Raw genomic sequence first — 20,511 nt, 5'->3', positions numbered from 1 at the left:
ACTTGGCTTTTCTGTCGGGCAGGTTGGCGGCTCGATGACCGATTCAGGGAGGCCGATGTGGCGTTGAGCTACAGCATCTATGACGTGTTCACCGACACCAAGCTTGCCGGCAATCCGCTGGCCGTGATCTTTGACGGCGATGGGCTCGATGACGAGGCGATGCAGGCGATTGCCCGCGAAACCAACCTCTCCGAGACGGTTTTCGTGCAGCCTGCTGCCAACCCCGCCTATACCGCGCGTATCCGCATCTTCACACCCGGCCGTGAACTCCCCTTTGCAGGCCATCCGACGGTCGGTACGGCGATTGCGCTGGCGGAGAAGGCGCATGGGTCTGCAAGGCTCGACCTCGTTTCTGTCCTCGAAGAAAATGTCGGGCCGGTGCGTTGTGCCGTCCGGCTGCGCGAAGGCGAGGCGAGCTTTGCCGAATTCGACCTGCCACGCAAATCCCAACAGATATCGCTGCCGCTCGACAAGCTCGGCATTGCCGACGCGCTATCGCTGAAGACCACAGAGATCGGCTTCGAGAATCACGTGCCGTCGATCTGGAGCGCCGGCGTTCCCTTCCTGATGGTGCCGGTCCACGACGTCGGCGCGGCGGAGCGTCTGGAGTTCGACCCGCAGCTCTGGGAAAAGACGGTGCCCTTCGTGGATGGCGCGCTCGCTTCGGCCTATATCTACTGTCGCGGCGGCGTAAACCATGTCGCCAAGTTCCATGCCCGCATGTTTGCAAGCGGCATCGGCACTTCCGAGGACCCGGCCACCGGCTCGGCAGCCGCCGCCCTCTCGGGCGCGATCAACCATTTCGACCGGCTGACGGACGGGCACTACCCGATCCTTATCGAGCAGGGCGTGGAAATGGGCCGCCCGTCCTTCATCCACCTGCATATGGATATCGAAGGCGGAGCCATCTCGAATGCCCGGATCGGCGGTCAGGCGGTGCGGATTGCAGCCGGCACGCTCGACCTTTGATTTCATTGGATTTCCAGCACCTGACAAAAAAACTTGGCAATTAACCAAAGAATTTTCGGCAGGGCGCTAGACAAGCCGGACGATCCTATTTATATGCCCCGTCACGCCGCGCAGCCAAGCACGGTACGGGTGATTAGCTCAGTTGGTAGAGCAGCTGACTCTTAATCAGCGGGTCGTAGGTTCGAGCCCTACATCACCCACCAAATTCTCCTTTGAAGAGAACGAAATCCAGAGTAAGGCCTTTGATATCAGAGGCTTGCTGGCTTTTTCTGCTTTTTTGATTCCGCCGCCTCCATTTGCGGGAATCAGCGCTTTCCACCTTCCAAACATTCTGCACTTGCCCGAAGACGCCCCCGGTATTTAACTCGCTGGAGCGAAGTCCTTGCTGCGGCATCTACCGTCGCAAGCCTATCCCTGGAGGAATGGCAATGAGCGATGACAAACAGAACAATATCGGCGAATATCGGCTGGATCAGAAGGTGCTCACCGTGCTCGGTGCCTATCACCAGCGGATCGAGGAGGAGCGCGGAGCACCACGCCAGGAGGCGCCGGGAGGCCGCGATGGCGGGCAGGATCAGCGGATGCGGGCGGTTGGCCCGGAGACGGGGCGGTTTCTCAATATTCTTGTCAGAAGTCTGACGGCGCCGACCATTCTCGAGCTTGGCACCTCCTTCGGCTATTCCGGCATCTGGCTCGCTGAAGCTGCACGTGCGACCGGCGGGCGGCTGATCACCATGGAAGTGCATGGCTATAAATCCGCCCATGCACAGACGATGGCCGAGAAGGCCGGTCTTGCCGAACATATCGATTTCCGGGTGGGCGACGCGGTCGCGATGATCCGCGAATTGCGGGGCAAAGTGGATTTCGTGCTCGTCGATCTCTGGAAGGATCTTTACCTGCCATGCCTCGAGGCCTTCTATCCGAAGCTCAATGCGGGCGCGATCATCGTTGCCGACAACATGATTTATCCTGTGACTGAAGACGTGAAGGTCTATGCGGGGGCCATCCGCGCTAAGCCGGGGATCACAAGTGTGCTGCTGCCGATCGGATCGGGGCTGGAGGTGAGCCGGTACGAGCCGGTTTGAATCTCAAGCCGATTCACCAAATGCCGGGAAACAGCCGGTATTGCACGTTGCGGCAGTAATCCTCGTAGCCGGGTAGGTCCTGGCGCAGATGGTGCTCCTCGTAGAGCAGGCGCAGGATCAGGCCGATGAAAATCAGCGGCACGATAACGAGGCCCCACCAAGAATTGAGGGCAAGCGGGATGCCTGATGCCAGCGGCAGGACGGCGGCATACATGGGGTGCCGCACGAGGGCGTAGGGGCCTGTGGAGATGACTTTCTGGTCCTCGGACACCTGGATGGTGGCCGAGGCGAAGGTATTTTCCCTGAGGACGAAGACGACGAACAGGAATCCTGTCGAGATCAGCAGATTGCCGAAAATGATTGCCCATACTGGAACGGTCGACCAGCCGAAGCGGTAATCGAGTGCTGAAACCACGATCAGGGCGATCATCACAGCGCCGGTGAAGAGCTGGATGCGCTTTTGAACCGGTTCCGTTTCTGCGGCCGGGCCGGCGCGCATGCGCTTTTCCAGAAGTGCCGGGTCTCGATAATAGAAATAGGCCGATGAGCCGGCCGACCAGGCGGCGAAATTGGCAAGGAACAGCCAGCCCTGCCAATAGGCGAGTGTGCCCGCCGTCAGGAAAACCATGACGGCGAGGGCCACCAGAAACTTGGCGTTGGCTTCAACGGCCCTGCGGCCGAGATCGGGTGCTCCATTTTCCATGACGTCTCCCCGTGGGCGTGCTCCCGCAATCCACTCTGCGGCTTTGCCTTTAGAATCTGCAAAGCAGACACATGATATCAAACCATCATCATCGGCACAGGTTTCGATCTTCGGGCAGGGTGCTCTGCCTTGTGTGCCTTCAGGCGATTGGTCATGCTTCCTTGCGGGGAATCGAGACGGCTGTTGGCCGCTGACATCGATTGTTGCGGAACATGTGACAGAAATTTCGGCCTTGGCGGCATCTGACCTTTCCGATCGGGGATAAGGAGCGTATCCAGGCTGGATATTCCTCCGCGCGACATGGCTGTCGGTCTTCCGTCTTTTCCCGCGCACCCGAAATTCGCATTGGCAGATCGATGACTGCAGTTCAGACGCGTGAGAACACAGATGCGGCGGCAAGTTTCCGCCAGGCGAAGATCGTAGCGCTCGTCGTTGCCGTTTCCTTCTTCATGCAGATCCTCGATGGGACGATCGTGACCACCTCGCTGCCGCAGATGGCGACGAGCTTCGGTGTGCAGCCGGTCGCCATGAGCATCGGCATCACCGTCTATATGCTGACGATGTCGGCCTTCATTCCGCTTTCCGGCTGGCTCGGCGACCGGTTTGGGGCGCGGCGCGTCTTTCTCGTGTCGATTGCGGTCTTCACTGTGGCATCGCTGTTCTGCGGCCTGTCGGGAAGCCTCACCGAATTCGTCATTGCCCGTGCGGTACAGGGTGCGGGCAGCGCGCTGATGACGCCGGTCGGGCGCATCATCGTGCTCAAGAACGCCCGCAAGTCCGAACTGGTGCGGGCGATTGCGCTGATTACCTGGCCGGCGCTGACCGCACCCGTGGTGGGCCCGGTGCTTGGCAGCTTCATCACTACCTTTGCCAGCTGGCACTGGAACTTTCTGATCAATATCCCGATCGGCCTGATCGGCATCGGGCTGGTGCTGCGCTTCGTGCCGGAGCAGCGCGAGGAAAGGGTCGGGCCGCTCGATATCAAGGGTTTTTTCCTCAGTGCGGCGGGGCTGACCCTGCTGCTTGCGGCACTTGAACTGTCAGTCAAAGCAAAGAGCGGCTTTGTATCCCTCGTTGTGCTGCTTGCGGCTGGCATCGTGCTTTCGGTCATGGCGACGCGGCACTTCCTGCGGGCTACAAATCCGCTGCTCGATCTTTCCGCCTTCAAGGTGCAGACCTTCTCGATGACGACCCTTTCGGCGGGCACGGCCTGCCGTGTGGCGATCAATGCGACGCCCTTCCTGCTGCCGCTGCTCTTTCAGCTCGGCTTCGGCCTGAGCTCGATTGCCGCCGGCACCTATCTCCTGATTTATTTCCTCGGCAATCTCGGCATGAAGGTGGTGACGACGCCGCTGCTGCGGTTCTTCGGCTTCCGCAACGTGCTCTTCTTCAACGGCGTCATCGCTGCCGGCTCGATCGTCGCCTGCGGCTTCCTGACACCTGATACCCCCGAGGTCGTCATCTCGGCGCTGCTCCTCATTGCCGGGCTTTCCCGCTCGATGGAATTTACGGCCCTCAACACGCTGTCCTTTGCCGATATCGGCCCGGCGCAGAGAAGTTCGGCCTCGACGCTGTCGAGCATGCTGCAGCAGATTTCCATGCTGCTTGGTGTTGCTGTTGCGGCCGCCGTGCTCAACATTTCCGCGGGCTTTCGGGGGGCTGCGGACCCTGTTCTTGGTGACTTCCGCTGGGCTTTCTTCGTGGTCGGCATGATCGGATTTTTGTCCTGCCTGCGCTTCCTGCGGCTTTCAGCCGATGCGGGTGCTGAAGTTTCCCACCACCGCCGCTTTCAAAAAAGCTGAATTATCGTCGGAACTATTTGCCTTCCCCTGCGTTAAGCGGCTGGTTTTCAGTATCTGTGTTCGCAATTTTTAGAGGGGCTTCCGGCCGCAGCCGGCAGAGGTCGACATTCTCGATGGCATTCTCCTTCGATCCGCCTGGCATCAGGCGTCACATCATACCAAAGGACAGGTGCTGTTTACGCACGCCTGCCGATGCAATACCACAGTCTCGTGCAGAAAGACTCGGCCGCCTCACAGCCGGTATTGCTGCGGGAAAATGCCCGGAGGCGGAATGAGCGAGTCCAGCGGCGATACGGGTGAAGCAATCCGTATCCTCTATATCGATGACGACGAAGAACTTGCGCTGCTGATGCAGAAGAACCTAGGCCGTCGCGGTTTTACGCTCGAATGGGCAAGTGACGGAGCGACCGGCCTTGCGCTGCTTGCCGAGGGCGGTATCGATGCCGTTGTTCTGGATCATTTCCTGAAGGCCGAAACCGGGCTCGATATCCTGCCGCGCATCGTGGCGATTCCCGATCATCCGCCCGTTATCTACGCCACCGGTTCCGGCGATACGAGCATTGCGGTCGCAGCCCTGAAGGCTGGCGCAGACGATTATGTTCTAAAGGGCGTTTCGCCCGATTATTTCGATCTTCTGGCCGCTGCCCTCGAACAGGGGCTGGAGCGGGCGCGCTTCCGCCGCGATACGGCGCAGGCACAGGAGGTGATCCGCCAGCAACGCGATCATGCGGAAATGCTGCTTGCCGAAGTCAATCACCGCATCGCCAACAGCCTCGGCCTCGTCGGTGCGCTGATCCGCATGCAATCCTCCATGACCAGCGATCAGGTGGCGATCGATGCGCTGCAGGAAACGCAGATGCGCATCAATGCGATCGCCAGCGTCCACCGTCGCCTCTACACCAACCGACAGGTCGGCACGGTGCAGGTGGATGAGTATCTGAGCAGCCTTCTGACCGAGCTCGAAGCCTCGATGCGCGACGAGAAACGGCCGCATCGCGTGGTGCTGACTTCCCAGCCGGTCAATCTGGCGACCGACAAGGTGATCACGCTCGGCCTGATCGTCAGCGAACTCGTCACCAACGCCTTCAAATATGCCTATCAGGACGGCAGCCCCGGCGAAATCAATGTTATCGTCGAGCAGGACACCGACCGGCTGAGGGTCGCCGTGGAAGATGCCGGCCAGGGTTTTGATCCCTCGGGTCCGGCGAAGGGAACGGGTCTCGGCACGAAGATATTGAACGCCATGGCCGGCAGTCTGAAAGCCGAGCTCGTCTACGACCGGCAGCACAGCGGCACGCGGGCCATACTCGCTTTTGCCGTCAACTGAGGCGGCCGGGGAGGGATCATGAACACGGATATCATCTGCGCACCCGGCGAAGTCTATGATTTCTGGTTCGTCCGCTGCAGCCGCGAGCAATGGTTCAATTCGACCGCCGAACTGGACGAGGAAATCCGGGCGCGGTTTCGCGCAACCCACCTGTCGCTTGCCCGCAGCGTCACCGAGGAGTGGCGCTCCAGCCCCGAGAATATGCTTGCCGCCGTGATCGTGCTCGACCAGTTTCCGCGCAACATTTATCGGGGGACACCGCTTGCCTTTTCGACCGACGGATTGGCCCTGCGCGAGGCGAAGATGGCGCTCGCCGCCGGCGCCGACCAGGCCGTCGAGAGCATCCGGCGGGCGTTCTTTTACATGCCGTTCGAGCATGCGGAAGATCTCGTCGAGCAGGATCGCTCGGTGGTGCTTTTTACCGCGCTCGGCGACGAGGAGTTCCGTGACTATGCGGTTCGGCACCGCGATGTGATCGCGACCTATGGGCGTTTTCCGCACCGCAACGCCATTGTCGGGCGGCAGTCGAGCGACGCCGAACTGGCGTATCTGGCGCTTCCAGGCTCCGGTTTCTGAACTGTTACCTGAAAATTCCGCCTTTCTGTCGCCTTTCTTTCCTATAAGAAGCAGTCAACACCTGATGAGACGAATCCACGCGGGGACATCTTGCGCTTGACACACTGGCTGCTTCGCACCGTTCTCCTGCTGTCGCTGGCTGTTGCCGGCCTGCATCTCGATGGAGAGGCGGCCGTCGCACAGGCCCCGCAGACTCCGGCCGGGGCCCAGACGCAGGCGGCGCCTTCTCAACCTTCTCAAACTCAGCCAGTCCCGGCGCAAACGACGCCGGCCGAGCCGCCGCTTGCAAACAGCGCGCTCGATCAGGCGCTGAAGGATATCGACAAGGCCAAGAGCCAGCTTGCCTCGCTGCAGGATCGCGTCAAGCAGAATGCCGATAATGATGACGCTCTGGTCGAGCTTGCCGGCCAAGCGGATGAACTCGGCCGCGGCGTTATCGCCACCTCCGTCAGCCTGCGCCCACGTTTCGACCAGATCAAGAGCCGCCTTGCCGAACTCGGCGAACCGCCGAAGGACGGGCAGCCGCCGGAAGCGCAGATCGTTACCGAAGAGCGCAATGCACTGACATCGGAGCGCTCGCAGATCAATGCCGTGACGGGTGACGCGGAGAACCTGTCGATCGCAATCACCAAGCTTTCCAACGTGATCACGGCGACGCGCCGCCAGCTCTTCACTGCGACGCTGTTCCGGCGCACCGAAATCTCCCTCTCCGTTTTCGACGATGCGAGCAGCGCCTTCGTTCGGGAAGCGAGCGAGTTCTCCCAGACATTTTCGAGCTGGATCACCTTCGTCTGGAAGTTCAAGAGCCTGTCGCTCTTTGCGGCGATCTTCCTGTCGCTCGCAACGGCCTTGATCCTGCTCTCCGGCGGTTACAGACTTTTCGGCCAGTATCTGCGGCGCAACGTCAATATCGAAGAACCGTCCTATATCAGCCGCCTTTCCTTCGCCTTCTGGTCGACGCTGATCCGCACGGCTTCGCTCGATGCGCTGCTGGTGACGTCGCTGATCTTCCTCGATGGCTTCAACGTGTTGCGGAGCGATATCACGCCTGTCATCGGCGCGCTCTTCGGCTCTATCGGCCTGGTTTATTTCGTCGGCCGCTTCGTCAACGCGGTCTTTGCCCCGAATGATCCGTCCTGGCGGCTGGTGCGCCTTTCCAATCTCGGCGCACGCTCGGTCGGCTACTGCCTGATCGCCATGGCCGTCGTCAACGCGCTCGACTATCTCTTCGGCGCCATCGGCGAGGCGATGGGATCGCCGCTGGTCCTGACCGTCGTGCGCAGCCTGCTTGCGGCGCTGATCATCGGTATCATCCTGATTGCCGTGTCATTCGGAAAGCCGATGCTGGCGAAGAATGGCGATCCCGATGCGCCGGGCCGCCACTGGCCGCGCGGCATGGCGATCCTGCTGAGGGTCTTCGGTGCGGGCCTCATCCTTGCGGCACTCTCGGGTTACGTGGGCCTGGCGCGTTTCGTCGCCACCCAGCTCATCATCACCAGTGCCATCGTGGTGACCACTTATATCGGCCTGCTGCTCGGCAAGGCGGTGTCGCGGCAGGACAATTTCGCCGATACATTCCTCGGGCGTTTCCTGGAAACCCGTTTCAAACTCGGGCCTGTCGCGATCGATCAGGTGGGGCTGGTGGTCGGCCTGCTGATCTATGCGGTGGCACTGTTGACCGGTATTCCGCTGATTCTGCTGCTCTGGGGCTTCCATGTGCAGGACCTGCAGTTGCTAGCCTACCGGCTGTTCACCGAGGTGCGGCTCGGCGGCATCAACATTTCGCTGCTCGGTATCTTCACCGGCATCCTGCTCTTTGCCGGCGGCTATCTCGCGACGCGCTGGGTTCAGAAGTGGCTGGACAGCAATGTCATGGCGCGCAGCCATGTCGATCTCGGCGTGCGCAATTCGGTCAAGACGGGCATCGGTTATCTCGGCGTCGGCGTGGCCGCCATCTTCGGCATCTCGGCGGCGGGCATTGATCTTTCCAACCTTGCGCTCGTCGCCTCGGCGCTGTCGGTCGGTATCGGTTTCGGCCTGCAGAACATCGTGTCGAATTTCGTCTCCGGCCTGATCCTGCTCGTCGAACGCCCCTTCAAGGTGGGCGACCATGTCGTTTCGGGAACGGCCGAAGGCATCGTCAAGCGCATCTCGGTGCGCGCGACCGAGATCGAGACCTTCCGCAAGCAGTCGATCATCGTGCCGAATTCGGAACTCATCAACGGGCTCGTCGGCAACTGGACACATCGCAACAAGCTCGGACGTTCGGAAATTCCGGTCTCTGTCAGCTATGAGGCCGATCCGCGCAAGGTGATGGATATTCTGCTGGAGCTGACGGCGGCCGTGCCGCTCATCCTGCGCAACCCCGAACCGCATGTCGAGTTCCTGCGCTTCGGGCCTTATTCGCTCGATTTCGAGCTGCGCTTCTTCCTGGCCGATATGGGCGACGGCCTGACGGTGCGCAACAATCTGAGGATCGAGATCCTCAGGCGCTTCAAGGCGGAGGGCATCGAGATCCCGCTGCCGCAGAGCGATCTGACCATTCACCGGCAGGCGAATGCGGATGCGGAGAAGGTGCTTGTCCAAAAGCCTGATGAGCCCGAGGAGGCGACGACCGAAGACGAGGGCAAGGAAATAGAAGCGGTTGAAGACGAGCGGCCGGTGCGCCAATTGCGCGGCAAGACGGCAGACGGCAAGCTCAAAGGCTGAACGGGTCATTCAGCGCTCATTCACGGGTCTTGCGCTATAACCTCTGCAATCGATCGCGGCTGGTGCCGCGACGAGCGCTCCAGGGGAGGGCGTACAGCCCATGTCGCATACCGTGACACGATCCGCAGTCGCATTTCTTCTTCTCCTTTCCGCGGCACCTCTGGCGCTGGCCGCCTCCGTCACCAATAAGGATGACGCAGCCGTGGTGCTGACCGTCACCGAAGGCGGCAACCGTGTGGAGGTCGTCGTCGATGCCGGCGCATCCGAACGCGTCTGCCCTTCCGGCTGCTTCATGACGACGCCTGATGGCGATCATATAGGGCTTTCCGGCGACGAGACGATCGAGATCGTCAGGGGTTCCGCCGTCGTCAAGTGACGGCGGCTTCGGCCCGGCCATTATAGATTTTTAGGAATTTTTGAGCCTCGCGGTTTTGACGCTTGTCTATTTGCGCCCCGTCGCGGCAAGCTTTTCCCATGTCGTAAACAGGCCTCTCATGACGCAGGCCTCGCTGCATAGTTCGCGACAATGGTTCGTCCGGCTTGAGCCGCCGGATATTGGGAGTTCATCCGGTAGGGACTGCCGGATGTCAGATAAAAGAGGGTATTTCTCCATGAAGTCACATGCGCGGGCAGTGGTCATCGGCGGCGGCGTGGTCGGTGTTTCGACGCTCTATCACCTTGCGAAAAAGGGATGGGGCGACAGTGTGCTCATCGAGCGCAAGGAGCTGACGTCGGGTTCGACCTGGCACGCGGCGGGCCTGCTGCCGCTCTTCAACATGAGCTACTCGGTCGGCCAGATCCACAAATACTCCGTCCGCTTCTACCAGGAACTGCAAGAGGAAACCGGCATGAATGTCGGTTTCAGCCAGGTCTCCAACATCCGTCTCGCCCGCACCAGGGATCGCTGGGACGAATTCATGTATTATGCCGGCATTGCCGAGACGATCGGGGTCAAGGTCAACATCCTGACCCCGGAGCAGGTGAAGGAGATCTGGCCGCTCTGTGAAACCGACGGGCTGCTCGGCGCGATCCAGCATCCCGATGACGGCTATATTCAGCCTGCGGATCTCACGCAGGCGCTTGCCAAGGGTGCCCGCGATAATGGCGCCACGATCTACCGTAACACGACGGTCACGGCCATCGAGCAGCAGGCGGATGGGCTTTGGAAGGTGACGACCGACAAGGGCGAGATCACCGCCGAGCACGTGATCTCCTGCACCGGCAACTTCGCCCGCAAGACCGGCGAGATGGTCGGCATCAATATCCCGGTCATTCCGGTCGAGCATCAGTATATCGTCACCGAGCCGCATCCCGATATCCTGGCCCGCAAGGCACAGGGCCTGCCGGAAATGGGCGTGCTGCGTGAAGCCGACAGCGCCTGGTACATGCGCGAGGAAAATGGCGGGCTGCTGCTTGGCCCCTATGAGCAGGGCGCGCCGGTCTGTTACGTCAACGGTCCCTCCGACGACAGCGAGTACGAGCTGTTCCAGGAAGAGCTCGACCGGTTGATGCCGCATATCGAAACGGCGATCGCCCGCGTGCCGGCCTTCGGCGAAGTCGGCATCAAGAAAGTTTACAACGGCGCCATCGCCTATACGCCCGACGGCAACCCGATCGTCGGCCCCGCACCGGGCCTCAAGAATTTCTGGCTGAACGAAGGCCATTCTTTCGGCATCACGGCCGCCGGCGGCGCCGGCTGGCAGCTTGCCGAATGGATCGTCGACGGCGAGCCGACCGTCGACATGATGGGTGTCGATCCGCGCCGCTTCGGCCCCTATGCCAAGGAAGGCTACCTCATCGCCAAGAACGAGGAGGCCTATGCCAACGTCTTCACCATGCACTATCCGGACGAGGAGCGCGCTGCCGCCCGCCCGCTGAAGACGACGCCTGTCTATGACCGCCTGAAGAAGCTCGGCGCCGTCTTCGGCTCCGTCTACGGCTGGGAGCGCGCCAACTGGTTTGCGCCCGAAGGTTACGATCTGCCGAAGGACCAAATCGGCGTCGGCGCGGACGTGCTGACCAACCACAATCATTCGGATCCGACCGAAGACGGCCGCATTCTGGAGAGATGGTCGTTCCGCCGCTCGAACTATTTCGAGCATGTCGGCAATGAGGTCATGAACGTTCACAAGAACGTCGGCGTGCTGGATATGTCGGCCTTCGCCAAGGCACTTGTGACCGGCCCCGGCGCGCGGGAATGGCTGGAATCGATCTTTGCCAATGCGATCCCGAAGAAGCGCGGGCGCATCGCTCTCTGCCACATGCTGACCAAGGAAGGCGGCGTGCGCTCGGAATTCACCGTCTATGAAAGCGCGCCCGGCACGTTCTACCTCGTCTCGGCCGGCGCTTACGAGGCGCATGACCACGACTATATGCGCAAGCTCCTGCCGTCAGACGGCAGCGTAAAGTTCACACCGATCACCCAGGCCTATGGCGTGCTGGTGCTTGCAGGTCCGAGGTCGCGCGATGTCCTGAAGAAGCTGACGCATACCAGCCTCGACAACAAGGATTTCCCGTGGCTTTCGGGCAAGGAGATCTCGGTCGGTGCTGCCAACGCCCATGCGCTGCGCGTCAATTTCGTCGGCGAGCTCGGCTGGGAGCTGCATCATCCGATCGAGATGCAGAACTACATCTTCGACAAGCTGATGGAAGCCGGCGCCGAATTCGGTATCAAGCCGTTCGGCATCCGCGCCATGCTCTCCATGTCGGTCGAAAAGTCCTACCGACTGATCCCGCGCGAAATGTCGATCGAGTATAACGCCTATGAATCCGGCCTCGACCGCTTCATCAAGCCGGAGAAGGAATTCCTCGGCCGCGAGGGCCTGCTTTCCTACAAGGAAAAGGGTCTGAAGTGGAACTTCGCCACGCTCGTCGTCGAGACCGGCAACGATGTCGATGCGCGCGGCTCCGAGGCGATCTACAACGAGGCGGGCGAGCTCGTCGGCCGCGCCACCAACGGTACGTTCGGTTTCCGCATCAACCGCTCGCTCGCGCTTGCCATGCTGCGGCCCGATTATGCCAAGGAAGGCACGAGGCTGAAGATCAAGATCCTCGGCACCACCTATAATGCAACCGTCGTTGGCGAGAGCCCGTTCGACACGGAGAATGCGGCGCTCCGTGCCTGAGCGTCGCTATCTGTTTTAGTTTCTTAAGCATATGAAGAAGAAAAGGGCGGCCGCATCATCGGCCGCCTTTTTCGTAGCCGGCTGTGGCAGCTCGATTAATAATTGTTCAAATGAATTCATGTAACCGTTTCGTTCGGGGACAAAATTCCATTTAAAGGTTTGCCATGGCGTTTCTAGGTATTTCGGGGATGCAATATTCCGGAGAAATGTTTGCCGGTGCACGGATTATCCTTGCTGAAGATTCAAACGTCTTCACATCGATGATCGGAAAGCGCCTCAAGGAGCTCTTCGATATTGAGGTCGAGATTTGCCGCACCTTCGAAGATCTGCAGCTTTCCTACGACAAGTCTTCCGATCCGATCACGCTGGCGATTTCCAACATCAACCTGCCGGGCGCCGAAAACGGCGAGGCTCTGGAGTATCTGGTCGATCTGTCGATCCCGACGATCGTCTTTACCGGCACCTTCCAGGAAGGCATGCGCGATAAGCTGCTCGCCAAGGATATCGTCGACTACATTCTCAAGGACAATGTCTTTGCCGTTGATCTCCTGGCGGAATCGATCTGCCGGTTCCTGACCAACCATCGTCATCACGTGCTGATCGTCGACGACAGCGCCACGGCCCGCGCGTTGCTGTCCAGCCGCCTGAAGCGCTATAATTTCCGCGTCAGCACCGCCGAGAGCGGCGCCAAGGCGCTGGAGATCCTCAAGGCCAACCGCGATATCGGGCTTATGATTACCGACTACAACATGCCCGACATTGACGGTTTCGAGCTGACGCGCCGCATCCGCGCCACGATCGGCTCGCATGAGCTGCGCATCATCGGCGTTTCTTCCTCTTCCAACCGATTGCTTTCGGCGCGATTCCTGAAGGCCGGCGGCAACGATTTCATGCTGCGCCCGTTCATCGACGAAGAGTTCTACTGCCGCGTCAACCAGAACCTGGATACGCTTTTGCAGATCCAGTCCATGCGCAAGGAACGGGCTGTTGCCTGACCCTGCCGCAAAGATCGGGTGCAGGGAAACGGTTCAGTGAGCGGCCCACACCTGAAAGACATGACGGAAGTTCATATTTTTGCAATCGCAGGTGTTGCTGCCGTCATTTGCCTCTTCACGGAAGGGGAGGCCTCGGCTATCGTCCGGCACGGCAAGAGGGGGCGAGTCGGCCCCCTCGCGCGTGCGGAGGGGTAGGCAGCTGTGACATTCCAGGGGGATTTTCAGCAAGAGAATGCAGGTCCTCGGTTCGGAGGAATCCGCATACTTCTGGTTGAGGATTCTCGGATGTTTTCCGCTGTGCTCTGCCATCGGTTCCAGACAGAACTCAACCTCAGCGTTGTCTGCTGTTCCTCACTGAAGGCATTGCGCGAAGCGCTCTCGCAGGACGGCCACGGCTGCAGCATGGCTGTCGTTGACCTGAACCTGCCGGATTCGCCCTATGGCGAGGCGCTCGACTGCACGATCGAGCACAATATTCCGACCATCGTCTTCACCGCGACCTTCGATCTCAATACGCGCGCCCGCATCCTCGAGCGCAATGTCATCGATTATGTGCTGAAGGATAACGAATTCGCGCTCGACAATCTGGTCGCGACCGTGCGGCGGGCGATCATGAACCGCAAGACGCGGGTACTTGTCGTCGACGACGTGTCGTCTGCCCGCCAGGTGCTGGTCGATCTCCTGCGAGCTCAGCAATATCTGGTGGTGGAAGCGAATTCCGGCCTCGAGGCGCTTGCGGCACTGGAAGCCTATAGCGATATCGAACTGGTCGTCACAGACCATCACATGCCCGACATGAGCGGCTATGAACTGACGCGGCGCATCCGCCACCGTTTCGGTTCGGACAAGATGCGCGTCATCGGCGTTTCCTCCTCGAACGACCGCATGCTGTCGGCAAGTTTCCTGAAGGCAGGCGCCAGCGATTTCGTCTATCGGCCATTCGTGGCCGAAGAGCTGCAGTGCCGCATCGCCAACAATGTCGAGACGCTGACACAGATGAAGCAGCTGCGCGCAGCGGCTGCCTGCGATTACCTGACCGGACTCTATAATCGCCGCTATTTCTACGATAACGGCCCGAAGCTGGTGAACGAGTGCCTGCGACTGAAAATGTCGAGCGCGGTGGCCATTCTCGATATCGACCATTTCAAGCGCCTCAACGACACCTATGGCCATGAAATCGGCGACAAGGTGCTGAAGGCTGTCGCGGACAGGCTGCAGACGATCTTCGAAGGCAGCGACAATCTTCTCTCACGCCTCGGCGGCGAAGAATTCGCAATCCTATTCCCGCAGATGGATTCGCTGGCCGCCACCAAGCTCTGCGACGAAATCCGCTCTGATATTTCCCGCCTCAAAGTGACCGCCGACGATGAGGAACTGTCGGTGACGGTATCGATCGGCGTTGCCGAGATCGCTGGTTACGAGACATTCGAGAACCATCTGAATGCGGCAGACCAGTTCCTTTATATGGCCAAGCACAAGGGGCGGAATTTGGTCTATTCCGATGCCAAGATGACGGAAGAGGCGGCGCAGTAAGAGGTCTCCGGTCGTCATCCCGGGCTTGTCGCGAGAATCTAATCACGTGTCAAAACACGACCGGCGGCAGATGCTCGGGACAAGCCCGAGCATGACGAAAGTGAGGGCTCAAGCCGCAACCGCCTGCTGGCGGGCCGTCGCCATGGTCATCTTGCGATCGGCGCGCTCCTGCTGCGGCGAGCGCTGGTAGAGTTCACGATAACACTTGGAGAAGTGCGAGGCGGAGACGAAGCCGCAGGCGACGGCGACTTCGACGACCGGCATTGAGGACTGCACCAGCAGGTGGCGGGCGCGGTCGAGGCGGATTTCCAGATAGTAGCGGGCTGGCGACCGGCCCATTTCCTGGCGGAAGAGGCGCTCGATCTGGCGGCGCGACAGGCCGGCCCCTTCGGCGATCTCCAGGAGCGACAGCGGCTCGGCGAGATTGCCTTCCATCAGTTCGATGATCGACAGCACCTTGGCGTTCTGGACGCCGAGGCGGGCGCGCAGCGGCAGGCGCTGGCGGTCGTGCGGATTGCGCACGCGGTCGGTCAGGTGCTGCTCACAGATGCGGTTGACGAGGCTTTCGCCGAAATCCTCGCCGACGAGATTCAGCATCATGTCGAGCGAGGCGGTGCCGCCCGCGCAGGTGTAGAGATTGTTGTCGATTTCGTAGAGGTCGGCATAGACCTCGGCCTGCGGGAAGGCTTCGGAGAAACCCGGCAGGTTTTCCCAGTGGATCGCGCAGCGCTTGCCGTTCAGGAGACCTGCCTGGGCAAGCAGATGCGCGCCCGTACAGAGAGAACCGACGGCGACGCCGCGATTATAGGATTCGCGCAGCCAGGCATTGACGGATTTATTGTTGAAGGTCTCGACATCGATGCCGGAACAGACGAGCACCATGCCCGGCCGGTTTTCGCCGCCGAGATGGCGGCGTTCTTCGGCAAGCGAGGAATTGGCCTCCACGCCGATGCCGCAGGAGGAGTAGACCTTTTCGCCGTCGACCGAGCTCAGGCGCCACGTATAGGCCTGATAGCCGAGCATGCGGTTTGCAATTCGCAGGGTATCCACCGCCGCCGCAAAGGGCAGCATGGTGAATTGCGGGACCATGAAGAAGACTACGGAACGTTTCTTGAGCTGCATCTTGTTCATTAGAAAATCCATGCTCGAGGGCGACTGCCTATTGGTCGCGTGGAATGCGTCGCTCCGATGTTTCAAAAGCGACACTGGCATGGATAAATGCGGCTAGGAAGAGCAAATCTGCGACATCACAGGTGATTTGCGGCGCAAGCGAAGCAAAAGGCGTCGCTGCAGCACTGTAGTCCTATGAAATTTCCGGGGGAAAGGCCAAGCGGCGGATATGAAAAAGGCGGTGCTGCTTGGGACAGGCACCGCCTTTTAGCTCGGGAGGTATGTCGCATTCATTGCATTGTATTGCATTCATGAGCCCTATCTTTAATGAGCTCTATCCTTGCCGGTCTCATCGGCGCTCGGCCAGCCGATATCCTTGCGGATGTCGAGAGGCATGGATTCGATCTGGCGTTCCGTCTGCCACCTGCGCCATGCGCGCACAAGGTTGCCGGCATAGGAACCGAGCGAGGAATGTCCGTGATAGGACGACAGGCCCTTGCCGCCATCTCTGTAAGTCATCGAGGTCATTGCCGTTTCCTTTCATTGCTAGATACGGAATCGCCGTATCCTTGAAGTGAAATATGCGCTTGTGGTACTCATCATTCAAACGAATAGATTTCATGAGTACCATAAGCGATTTTGAACTATCGCTGCTGCTCATCGAGAGCGGGCAGGGCGCCGATATCGGCCGCAAGATGCGGCGGATAATGCTTCATTTCCTGCCTGATATGCTCACGTGCCGCCACCCGAAACATGCGGGCGCGAAAAGCAAAGAAAGCCTGAAGGATATTGAAGCCTACTGTCTGCAACATGATCGGCCTCCTTTTCTTCAGCCTCATCGTTACAACTACAATATAGGTATCGAAGCTAGTTCAAACAAATGAAATGAACTGGGCCTTAGGTTCAGAGAAATTGAAAGATGGGGGCGCGCGTATCATGCCTCCAGGCTGCTTTGGCAGCGCTTCGAGCCTGTTCTGCGACGTATCATGGATGGACGAGCGTGAACGGCCCACGCAGCCCCATCAGATCACCATCTGTTCGCCAAGCTCCACCACGCGGTTGCTGGGAAGCTGAAAATAGTCCGAGGGGTCGATGGCGAAGCCGGCCATGGCAATGAAGAGCCGGTCCTGCCAGGCAGGAAGGCCGGTGTTCGGATCGCCGACGAGCTTGCGCCTGCCGACGTAGAACGAGGTCGACATGATCTCGAAATCGAAGCCTGCCTTGCGGCAGAGCGGCAGGGCTTTGGAAACGTCCTGATCTTCCATGAAGCCGAACAGGAGCTGGATCTTGATGAAGCGCTCGGACAGCCTTTCGATCGTCACCCGGTCCGTCTCCGCCACATAGGGGCGCGGTGCGGTCTTCACGTTGAGGATGACGTTACGCTGGTGGAGGACGCGGTTGTGCTTCAGATTGTGGAGGAGCACGCCGGGCGTCATGTCGGGAAGGCTGGTCAGGAAGATTGCGGTGCCCGGAACCTGGACGGGTGCGTGATCCGACTTCCGTTCGATCGACGCGAGGAACTGCATCAAGGGTACGTCGCTCCTTGCGGATTTCTCCCGCACCAGCAAGGTTCCCTTTTTCCAGGTCCACATCATGATCATCAGCCCACCGGCGATCAGAACCGGGACATAGCCGCCGTCGTGGATCTTCAGGAGATTTGCGCCGAGAAAGATGCTTTCAAGCAGAAGGAGCGGCAGGAGTGCCGCCAGGGCCGTAAGCACGTTCCATCCCCAGATGACGCGCAGAAACTGGAAGGACAGGATCGTCGTCACGACCATCGCGCCCGTGACCGAAATCCCGTAGGCGGTGGCAAGCGCCTCGGAGGAGCCGAATGCGAAGATCAGCGCAAGCACACCCAAAAGAAGCCCCATGTTGACGGCAGGGACATAAATCTGGCCGGTGTTGGAAGCGGAGGTGAAGCAGATCTCGAGCCGCGGCAGGAAGCCAAGATGGATCGCCTGACGGGCAAGGGAGAACGCTCCGGTAATGACTGCCTGGCTGGCGATGATGGTGGCTGCGGTGGCAAGGATGACCACCGGAAGGATCGCCCACTCGGGAAACATCAGAAAGAACGGATCGGACGCAGCCTGCGGGTTGGCAAGCACCAGCCCGCCCTGGCCGAGATAGTTCAGCGCAAGCGACGGGAAGACTACGGCGAACCAGGCCGCCTGGATCGGTTTCCTGCCGAAATGGCCGAGGTCGGCATAAAGCGCCTCCGCCCCCGTCACGGTGAGGAAGACGGCGCCGAGGACCACGAGGCCGATGAGGCCCGCATGGGTGATGAAGTCGAAGGCGTAGAGCGGATTGAGCGCTGCGAAGATCGCAGGATCGTCGGCGATATGGATAAGTCCGCCGAGGCCCATCACGAGAAACCAAAGCAGCGTTATCGGGCCGAAGAGCTTCGACACCGACGCGGTGCCGACTGACTGGACGAAAAACAGCAGCAGCATGATCGCGATGGCGATCGGCAGGACATAGGGCGTGAAGACCGGTGTTACGAGCTTCAGCCCTTCGAGCGCCGACAGCACCGATAGGGCAGGGGTGATCATGGCGTCGCCGATGAAAAGCGCGGCACCAATGATGCCCGCGAAGAAAAAGATGGTTGCGTGCCGGCTGGTCTTTTTCATGAGAAGGGCCAGCAGGGAAAGGGTTCCGCCTTCGCCCTCGTTGTCTGCCCTCAGAAGAAACAGCACGTATTTGAACGTGACGATGATCGTCAGTGTCCAGATCATCAGCGAGATCAGACCGATGACCTCGTTTGGCGTGACGCCGTCATGGACGAAGGGCCGAAGCGCTTCGCGGAAGGCATAGAGCGGGCTCGTCCCGATATCTCCATAGACCACGCCGATCGCCCCGAGCAGCAGGGCAGCAAATTTCTGCTGGCTCTGATGGGACCGGCTTGCGTCGTGGGTAGTGACGGACATGGGCGTTCCTTGATTGTTGTTCGGCCTTGATTGCTGTTCGGCCTTGATTGCTGTTCGGAACGAAAGATATGGGGCGCCAGCCTGAGAATGGCACTCGCGTCACGCATTGCTGCTGGCTGTTAGCTCGCGGCCCTGCAGTGCCGATCAGCTCTCTGCCCTTGCCTCGCTCTTCGACAGCGCGCTGACGAGAACCTTATCGACGCGCCGCCCGTCGAGGTCGATCACCTCGAATTTCCAGTCGTTCTTGACAAAGCTCTCCCCCAGTTCTGGCAGGTGCTTCAGCTCTTCCAGAACGAGACCGGCGACGGTTTGATATTCGACGTCGTCATCAACAGGGAAATTCATGAATTCCGAGAACTCGTCGATCGGCGTCCATCCGGAAACCAGGTAGGAGCCGTCGTCGCGCCGCCTGATTGCCGGCTCCTCGCCGGAGGCCGCGTCGCCGAAAACGCCCATGATCGATTCCAGGATGTCGCCCGAAGTGATCACACCCTCGAAGTGGCCGTATTCGTCAAAAACCAGAACCATATGCTGCGGCGACTTACGGATCGACTCGATCACCGAGGAGGCGGGAGCGAGGTCCGAGATGATCGGAACATCCCGCACCAGCGTCATGATGTCGACCGACCGGCTGGCAGCATGGGCGTCGTAATAATCCTTGACGGCGAGGACGCCGAGAATCTCGTCCGAACTGCCCTTGCGAGCCGGCAGTCGCGTTCGCGAGGTCGATTGGATGGTGTTGCGGATCTCCTCGGCGGAATCCTCGATATCGATCAGCTCGACATCGCGCCGCGGCGTCATCAGCGCGCGCGCCGTTCTGTCGGCAAGGCGCATGACGCCGGTGATCATGGCGGATTCGCCGCTTTCGATCACACCGGCGCTCTGGGCTTCGGCGAGAACCGTCTTGATTTCCTCGTCGGTGACGCCGTCGGCATTCTTTCCGGACTGGCCGAGCAGGGCGAGAATGAGCTTGCCCGAGCCGTCGAGCAGCCAGACGAGGGGCAGGGCCGCTTTCGACAGGTAGGTCATCGTTGGCGCGACCCTGGCTGCCACGGCTTCCGGTGCACGAAGGGCCATCTGCTTAGGTACCAGTTCGCCGATGATGAGGGAGAGATAGGTGATCGCCACGACGACGGTACCGACGCCGAGCCCGTCTGCCCAGGCATTGGGAATGCCCTGCGCCAGAAGCCAGGCGGAGAATCGCGCGCCGAGCGTTGCGCCCGAGAAGGCGCCTGACAGGACGCCGACGAGGGTGATGCCGATCTGGACCGTCGACAGGAAACGGCCTGGATCTTCAGCCAGGCGCAGAGCCAGTCGCGCTCCCCCGCTTCCCTGGTCGGCCATGACCTTGAGGCGTGCCGGGCGGGCGGAGACGATTGCGAGCTCCGACATTGCAAGGACGCCGTTGAGAATGGTGAGAAGGACGACGATGGCTATTTCGGTAAACAAACTTTGGCCTGTTTTGCTGATAATGCTGCGTCGAAACTATGCGATCTCGCCTCGCTTTGCGAGGGTTCGCAGCGAAGATCATGGGCTGTTGGCAAGATAAATATGGCGGGATTCCTCCCAGCCGGTGCCGCTGGCGAAGCCCGTGACCATCTCCCCTGAAACGGCGCCTCATGTAATCCGCGGCTCATAAACCGCCTCTTAAGG

The 20,511-nt window shown here is 60.1% G+C and carries 16 protein-coding genes and 1 tRNA gene; 11 read left to right on the top strand and 6 right to left on the bottom strand.

Going from position 1 to position 20,511, the window contains the following annotated elements:
- The first annotated feature begins 57 nt into the window (after positions 1–57).
- The 3 genes from FHT92_RS11610 to FHT92_RS11600 all read left to right on the top strand — a co-directional run bounded on the left by FHT92_RS11610 (position 58) and on the right by FHT92_RS11600 (position 2,054).
- On the top strand, positions 58–969 hold the full coding sequence (locus FHT92_RS11610) for a PhzF family phenazine biosynthesis protein (RefSeq protein WP_183825079.1): 912 nt from the start codon (positions 58–60) through the stop codon (positions 967–969).
- Between the two features lie 127 nt (positions 970–1,096).
- Positions 1,097–1,172, top strand: a tRNA-Lys gene (locus tag FHT92_RS11605).
- A 225-nt stretch (positions 1,173–1,397) separates the two neighbouring features.
- Complete coding sequence (locus tag FHT92_RS11600; protein ID WP_183825076.1) at positions 1,398–2,054, top strand: class I SAM-dependent methyltransferase; 657 nt, start codon at positions 1,398–1,400, stop codon at positions 2,052–2,054.
- Between the two features lie 13 nt (positions 2,055–2,067).
- On the opposite strand, the gene FHT92_RS11595 is transcribed toward FHT92_RS11600, so the two are convergent.
- The gene (locus tag FHT92_RS11595; RefSeq protein WP_183825073.1) at positions 2,068–2,757 is read right to left on the bottom strand and encodes an isoprenylcysteine carboxylmethyltransferase family protein; all 690 of its coding nucleotides are present in this window, start codon (positions 2,755–2,757) and stop codon (positions 2,068–2,070) included.
- Positions 2,758–3,113: 356 nt separating this feature from the next.
- Between FHT92_RS11595 and FHT92_RS11590 the strand changes: the two genes are divergently transcribed.
- From FHT92_RS11590 to FHT92_RS11555, 8 genes are all read left to right on the top strand, one after another.
- The gene (locus FHT92_RS11590) at positions 3,114–4,559 is read left to right on the top strand and encodes an MFS transporter (protein ID WP_183825070.1); all 1,446 of its coding nucleotides are present in this window, start codon (positions 3,114–3,116) and stop codon (positions 4,557–4,559) included.
- Positions 4,560–4,830: 271 nt separating this feature from the next.
- Positions 4,831–5,886: a sensor histidine kinase gene (locus tag FHT92_RS11585; RefSeq protein WP_183825067.1), complete on the top strand. Its 1,056-nt coding sequence runs from the start codon at positions 4,831–4,833 to the stop codon at positions 5,884–5,886.
- Between the two features lie 18 nt (positions 5,887–5,904).
- The gene (locus tag FHT92_RS11580) at positions 5,905–6,462 is read left to right on the top strand and encodes a DUF924 family protein (RefSeq protein WP_183740437.1); all 558 of its coding nucleotides are present in this window, start codon (positions 5,905–5,907) and stop codon (positions 6,460–6,462) included.
- A 90-nt stretch (positions 6,463–6,552) separates the two neighbouring features.
- A complete protein-coding gene (locus FHT92_RS11575) occupies positions 6,553–9,171 on the top strand; it encodes a mechanosensitive ion channel family protein (RefSeq protein WP_183825065.1) in 2,619 nt (872 codons plus the stop codon).
- 100 nt (positions 9,172–9,271) lie between these two features.
- On the top strand, positions 9,272–9,547 hold the full coding sequence (locus tag FHT92_RS11570; protein ID WP_183825062.1) for a hypothetical protein: 276 nt from the start codon (positions 9,272–9,274) through the stop codon (positions 9,545–9,547).
- A 235-nt stretch (positions 9,548–9,782) separates the two neighbouring features.
- Positions 9,783–12,296, top strand: coding sequence for an FAD-dependent oxidoreductase (locus tag FHT92_RS11565; RefSeq protein ID WP_183825059.1), 2,514 nt, complete (start codon positions 9,783–9,785; stop codon positions 12,294–12,296).
- 164 nt (positions 12,297–12,460) lie between these two features.
- Positions 12,461–13,291 (top strand): response regulator, encoded by an 831-nt coding sequence (locus FHT92_RS11560; protein WP_183740429.1) that lies wholly within the window; start codon positions 12,461–12,463, stop codon positions 13,289–13,291.
- 201 nt (positions 13,292–13,492) lie between these two features.
- Entirely contained in the window at positions 13,493–14,824 is a 1,332-nt protein-coding gene (locus FHT92_RS11555) for a diguanylate cyclase (RefSeq protein ID WP_183740426.1), read from the top strand.
- Positions 14,825–14,932: 108 nt separating this feature from the next.
- Here the strand turns inward: FHT92_RS11555 and FHT92_RS11550 are convergent, their stop codons facing one another.
- The 5 genes from FHT92_RS11550 to FHT92_RS11530 all read right to left on the bottom strand — a co-directional run bounded on the left by FHT92_RS11550 (position 14,933) and on the right by FHT92_RS11530 (position 20,307).
- Complete coding sequence (locus tag FHT92_RS11550; protein WP_183740424.1) at positions 14,933–15,955, bottom strand: GlxA family transcriptional regulator; 1,023 nt, start codon at positions 15,953–15,955, stop codon at positions 14,933–14,935.
- A gap of 303 nt (positions 15,956–16,258) precedes the next feature.
- Positions 16,259–16,462, bottom strand: a complete 204-nt coding sequence (locus tag FHT92_RS11545) for a hypothetical protein (RefSeq protein WP_183825056.1) — start codon at positions 16,460–16,462, stop codon at positions 16,259–16,261.
- Between the two features lie 116 nt (positions 16,463–16,578).
- Positions 16,579–16,746, bottom strand: coding sequence for a hypothetical protein (locus tag FHT92_RS11540; RefSeq protein ID WP_183740418.1), 168 nt, complete (start codon positions 16,744–16,746; stop codon positions 16,579–16,581).
- Positions 16,747–16,956: 210 nt separating this feature from the next.
- Positions 16,957–18,858, bottom strand: a complete 1,902-nt coding sequence (locus tag FHT92_RS11535; protein ID WP_183825053.1) for a potassium transporter Kup — start codon at positions 18,856–18,858, stop codon at positions 16,957–16,959.
- Positions 18,859–19,002: 144 nt separating this feature from the next.
- Positions 19,003–20,307, bottom strand: a complete 1,305-nt coding sequence (locus FHT92_RS11530) for a hemolysin family protein (protein WP_183740412.1) — start codon at positions 20,305–20,307, stop codon at positions 19,003–19,005.
- Between the last annotated feature and the right edge of the window lie 204 nt (positions 20,308–20,511).

The organism is Rhizobium sp. BK377, from assembly GCF_014193935.1.
Taxonomy (GTDB): domain Bacteria; phylum Pseudomonadota; class Alphaproteobacteria; order Rhizobiales; family Rhizobiaceae; genus Rhizobium.
The sequence above is the reverse complement of the archived record's forward strand: the minus strand, read 5'-3'. Positions and strand labels throughout refer to the sequence as shown.

Coding starts and splice junctions, on each gene's coding strand:
- FHT92_RS11600 (WP_183825076.1), top strand. CDS start 1,398: ATGAGCGATGACAAACAGAACAATATCGGCGAATATCGGCTGGATCAG.
- FHT92_RS11595 (WP_183825073.1), bottom strand. CDS start 2,757: ATGGAAAATGGAGCACCCGATCTCGGCCGCAGGGCCGTTGAAGCCAAC.
- FHT92_RS11590 (WP_183825070.1), top strand. CDS start 3,114: ATGACTGCAGTTCAGACGCGTGAGAACACAGATGCGGCGGCAAGTTTC.
- FHT92_RS11585 (WP_183825067.1), top strand. CDS start 4,831: ATGAGCGAGTCCAGCGGCGATACGGGTGAAGCAATCCGTATCCTCTAT.
- FHT92_RS11580 (WP_183740437.1), top strand. CDS start 5,905: ATGAACACGGATATCATCTGCGCACCCGGCGAAGTCTATGATTTCTGG.
- FHT92_RS11570 (WP_183825062.1), top strand. CDS start 9,272: ATGTCGCATACCGTGACACGATCCGCAGTCGCATTTCTTCTTCTCCTT.
- FHT92_RS11565 (WP_183825059.1), top strand. CDS start 9,783: ATGAAGTCACATGCGCGGGCAGTGGTCATCGGCGGCGGCGTGGTCGGT.
- FHT92_RS11560 (WP_183740429.1), top strand. CDS start 12,461: ATGGCGTTTCTAGGTATTTCGGGGATGCAATATTCCGGAGAAATGTTT.
- FHT92_RS11550 (WP_183740424.1), bottom strand. CDS start 15,955: ATGAACAAGATGCAGCTCAAGAAACGTTCCGTAGTCTTCTTCATGGTC.
- FHT92_RS11545 (WP_183825056.1), bottom strand. CDS start 16,462: ATGACCTCGATGACTTACAGAGATGGCGGCAAGGGCCTGTCGTCCTAT.
- FHT92_RS11540 (WP_183740418.1), bottom strand. CDS start 16,746: ATGTTGCAGACAGTAGGCTTCAATATCCTTCAGGCTTTCTTTGCTTTT.
- FHT92_RS11535 (WP_183825053.1), bottom strand. CDS start 18,858: ATGTCCGTCACTACCCACGACGCAAGCCGGTCCCATCAGAGCCAGCAG.